This is a genomic window from Paraburkholderia sp., from assembly GCF_034668105.1.
Taxonomy (GTDB): Bacteria; Pseudomonadota; Gammaproteobacteria; order Burkholderiales; family Burkholderiaceae; genus Paraburkholderia.
The window spans coordinates 1-4,084 of sequence record NZ_JAXDPY010000583.1 but is presented as its reverse complement, the minus strand read 5'-3'; the positions used below and the strand labels follow the sequence as shown (position 1 = coordinate 4,084).

At 62.2% G+C, this 4,084-nt stretch carries 2 protein-coding genes and 1 pseudogene; 2 read left to right on the top strand and 1 reads right to left on the bottom strand.

Features of this window, described 5'->3' with window-relative positions; genetic code table 11:
- Both QOC89_RS25840 and QOC89_RS25835 read left to right on the top strand, forming a co-directional pair.
- Positions 1 to 203 (top strand): annotated as a pseudogene (locus QOC89_RS25840) (GDP-mannose mannosyl hydrolase); the annotation flags it as partial.
- A gap of 164 nt (positions 204 to 367) precedes the next feature.
- Positions 368 to 2,749: a PIG-L family deacetylase gene (locus tag QOC89_RS25835; protein WP_323047615.1), complete on the top strand. Its 2,382-nt coding sequence runs from the start codon at positions 368 to 370 to the stop codon at positions 2,747 to 2,749.
- A gap of 23 nt (positions 2,750 to 2,772) precedes the next feature.
- Here the strand turns inward: QOC89_RS25835 and QOC89_RS25830 are convergent, their stop codons facing one another.
- Complete coding sequence (locus QOC89_RS25830) at positions 2,773 to 3,858, bottom strand: glycosyltransferase family 4 protein (protein ID WP_323047614.1); 1,086 nt, start codon at positions 3,856 to 3,858, stop codon at positions 2,773 to 2,775.
- Positions 3,859 to 4,084: the final 226 nt, after the last annotated feature.

Below are 4,084 nucleotides of genomic sequence, written 5' to 3'. Positions count from 1 at the left end.
TTTTCGAACACCATTACAACGACAACTTCGCCGCCGAGCCCGACGTGTCGACGCACTACATCGTGCTCGCCTATTCGCTGCAGTTCACCAGCACCATCTCGGTCGGCCGGCTCGATCAGCACAGCGAATATCTCTGGCTCGCGCCTTCCGAGCTGCTCGCGCGTGCCGATGTTCACGAGAACACCAAGGCTTATTTCCGCTAGCGTCGGCGCGAGGGGCCAAGCCAAGGTCACCATTGGAGCCAACGCTCGCGGTGTGCGCACGCACCGATAGCCGGCCCGCAAAGTGACGCCTAGTGTGAGTTCGCCAACGTGGCGGACCACGCCGATACAGTATGATCGAGCTCACCGTCAGGGCTCGAATCAACATGCGATCATCGGTAGCCAGGCTCGTTCGCGATTCATTTATTGCTTGTGCAGCGCTACTTTTCTTCGCTTTACTTCCCGGTTCGGCGCGCGCGGCGAGTTGCAGCGCCGGTACGCTAGTCACGGTCGTCGCCCATCTCGATGACGATCTGCTGTTCGTGGACCCCGCCATCACCGAGCGGCTCGACGCCGGCTGGTGCATTACCACCGTGCATCTGATCGGCGGCGCCAACGGTGCGAATTTCGCTTATGTGCTGACACGCGAGCGCGCTTCGCGGCTCGCTTATGCGCGCATGGCGGGCGTGCCCGACGAATGGATCGAAACCAACATTCAGATCGCCGGCAAGCTCGTGCATCAGATGGTGCTGAAGGCAAAGCCGCAGGTCCGGCTGCTCGAACTGCGCTTGCCCGGCGGTGCCGTGCGCGGCGGCCGCGTACCGCTCGGCCTCCTGTGGGAACAGCGCGCCACCGTCACCACCTACCCGATGAACGCCGACGGTTCCGTGCGTGTGCAATACGATCGGGACTCGCTGTCGGCCACACTGAAAGCGATACTCGCCGAGGCCTCGGAGATCTACACACTCAATCCAGATACCGTGCCGTTTCTCGAGCATCCCGATCATATCTACGCCGCGCGCATCACGCGCCATGTCGCGCAAACGCTGCGCAAAAGCGTGCCGATCGAATACCACATCACCTATCCCACCGGCGACTGGCCTGCCAACGTTCCAGCGGCTGAAGTGCAGCGCAAGCGCGACATCGTCGCCAGCTATTTTTCTGTCGACGGAAGCGAGTCTTCGCACGTCTTCGGTGAATTTCAATGGGACGGTAACTGGGTCGCGCGCCGCTATGCCTTTGCCGATCGCAGCGATCGCCGCGTCGCGGACTTCCAGTCGCAGCCTATTCAACTATTCAACGCGGCGTCGAGCCGCTGTCTGACTTCGGCGGGCAGCGGCCAGGCACCGACACTCGCCGCGTGCACCGGCTCATCCGCGCAGCAATGGCGTTGGGTGCCGCTGACCGTCTATCCCGGCAATACGCGCAACGCGGCGCTTGTCAGCGTCGCGATTTCGCAATGCATCGCCGAACGCGACGGCTATCTGATCGCCGAGACCTGCGATCAATGGGACATCGCGCAAAGTTGGACGCCGTGGGACTTCGGTCTCGTCTATACGCCGTTGCGCCACTGTCTCGGCGAAAACGACGGCAAGCTGACCATGCGCGGCTGCTCCTCGCTCACTACGCGCTATCGTTGGGCGACCACGCAACGCACCCAGGCCACCGATCTGCGGCTCGCTGCCGCGATGGTCGGTGACATCGCCGGCACGGGCGAGCAAGCCGCGATCTATGTGCAGCGCCAACACGATGGACCTGGATTCAGCGTCTATGCGGCGTCGCTCGTGAAAGCGTCGCCGCCCGCCCTTTGGTATGCGAACACGGTGCCCTTCGATCCGCGCGCCACGGCGCCGAGCTGCGCTGCGGATGCGTTGTGCTTCGACAGCGCGCGCTTTCTGCCCGGCGACTTCGATGGCGACGGCAAGGCGGATTTGATGGTGATCACCGCGCGTCAAGGCGGCACGGCGTTCTGGTTACTTCGCAGTACAGGCAATCGCTTCGAAGCCCCACGTCTCTGGCTTCAGACGAGCAATGCGTTCAAGCCTGAGCTGACGCAGCAATATGTGGCAGCGGATTTCAACGGAACGGGACGTAGCGGCGTGCTGATTGCACAGAAGCGGATCGATAGCGGGCTCGACTTGTGGCTCGTGTCTTCCGCCGGCTCTTCCGGCTCGGCACCCGCACTGATGACCCAGGCAAAAAACCTCGCGCAAAACGCAAATCTTCTGCCGGTCCAGGCTCCTGGGTCACGCGCGTCGCTGATCGCGGTGGATGGCGCGAACGGCCGGCTTGGGCTCACGCCAATCACCAACGACGGCAGGCGCATGAGCGTAGGCGAACGCAGACTATTACCGGCCAGTTTCCAACCCGATTTCGTCAAGATGACGGTCGGCGCTGTGCAAGGCAAAGCGAGCACTACGCTGATTCTTCTGACACCGCATCTCGACGGCACGAACGAGGACGCCGTCATCGACATCGACACGCTCGACACGGCGGACGCGAAGAGCGAACCGATTCAGGCCGCGAAACTGCACGACATGTTGTGGTCGGATGTTTTTCCGGCTTTCGTGCGTGACAGGCGCAATGCGGCGCTCGTGCTTTATCGAAGAGTCGACGCGACGCTCGGCGATTTCTATTTCACCGGCGGCGCACCGGCACTGACGCGCTATCCGGTCGGCGATGGTTTCGCGCTCGGCGCGGCCGAGGATCTCGGGCAACTGCCGGGGTTGTTCTCGGAGACGGTACGGATCGATCGATTGGCTCAGTAGCAAGCCGATCGATCCGCCGCGATTCAGGCTGAAACTCGCAGTGGCTGGACGAACTGGCGCGCGATCGTCATATAGCGCTCCGCCGTGTCATGCAACGTGTATCCGGCGAGTTGCCGGTTCGCACGCGGCATGTCGAGCGCGCCGAGCAACGCACGGCCATACGCGTCAGGATCGGTCGTATCGACGAGATTGACACCGGCAAAGCCACTGGCAAAACTGAACGACGGAATCCGGCTCGCCACGACCGGGATACCCGAGGCAAGCGCCTCCAGGAAGCCGATGCTCTGCGCCTCGAAGCGCGAGGGCATCGCAAAGACACGCGAGGAGCGCAGGATCGCGGCGACGTCCAGGCGCGGCCCGCATACCGTCACGCGACTCTCCAAACCGAGTTGCTGAACAAGTGACACCACCGCCGCGTGATAGTCGAGATCTTCGACGACACCGCACAGCAGCAGGCGTGCCTCGGGCTCGCTCTGCAGGACACGCTCGAACGCGCGGACCGTGTGCAACTGGCTCTTGCCTTCTATATAGCGGCCTAGCTGAACGATCTGCTTCGCAGGCACTTCGATATCCGGTGCAGACGCGCTGTGGTCCTCCGCGAACAGCGACGCGTCCACGCCATTCGGGATCACGACCATCGCCGGATGCTTGCCGATCTCCCGCAGGTAGTCGTCGATATTCTGCTGCGATACGCCGATGATCGCGCGCGCCCGCCGTGACAGCAGCCGCTCGGCCTGCTTGAGCGCGCTATTCTCGAAATCGTTGACGCCGGAGTGCATCACCCAGACGATCGGCGTGTGCACAGGTAGAAGACGCACATAGAGCGCGGCGAGCGTGGCGTGCGCCACGATGAAGTCGGGGCGGAACTGACGCACCACGCGATACAGGTGCAGCAATTTACCCACTCTGCCGTAACGCGTGTTCGGGAACAGGCAAGTGACGCCCGCAGCCTGAAGCTCCGCGCGAATGCCTGCGAAATCGTCCTGCTGGGGAAGCAGCGAGGTAATGCAAACCTCATGGCCGGCGCGCTGATGATGAATCGCTACACCCTTTACAAGCACCTCTGCCCCGGATAGTCGCGGTGCGTGAACCAACTGAAGAATTCTCACGATTTATCTCTCTGGATAACCGCATTTTTTGCGCAGCGGATGGCATGCCATCCAGCAGGTACCGGCCCAAAAAAACCCTTGGCACCCATCCCGCTTATCTGGCGCACCCCCTTTCGCGGGGCACGGCTTCGTCTCTCGTAAACAGCGACAGTTCCGCTGCGAAGTCACTATCGCGAGGAAACCTTACACCCAAGGCCCAGCACTTTTTCGCCAACGCCTAGTTTCC